The following is a 258-nucleotide window of genomic DNA, read 5'->3' on the forward strand; positions in this document are numbered from 1 at the left end:
CCGTGGTGCCTCGTCGTGCCGAAATGGCGTTACCAAGAACCCGTGGTCTCTGATCTTGGTTTTTTCTCCCTCCCAAAAGGAAGTCTCTTGCCGCACCTCGTCTTGTTCGTCCGCGATTGCAAAGAAACAAAGGCGCATTGGTCGGTCCGGCAGCAGCGCTTCGTAAACGGTGCAATAGCCGTAGATGCGACCTGCAATTCTGCCGCAAACCATCAAAGATAGCCCCCGAGACGGACGCGCTCGCTTCAGATTGAGCGG

Annotated in this window: 1 protein-coding gene; it reads left to right on the forward strand. The window is 56.2% G+C overall.

Annotated features, from left to right (window positions below):
• A partial coding sequence (locus ACPYOI_RS36470) for a hypothetical protein (protein WP_481424230.1) occupies nucleotides 1-222 on the forward strand: 222 nt, incomplete at its 5' end.
• Between the last annotated feature and the right edge of the window lie 36 nt (nucleotides 223-258).

The organism is Rhizobium sp. SVR5-2C (assembly GCF_056755115.1).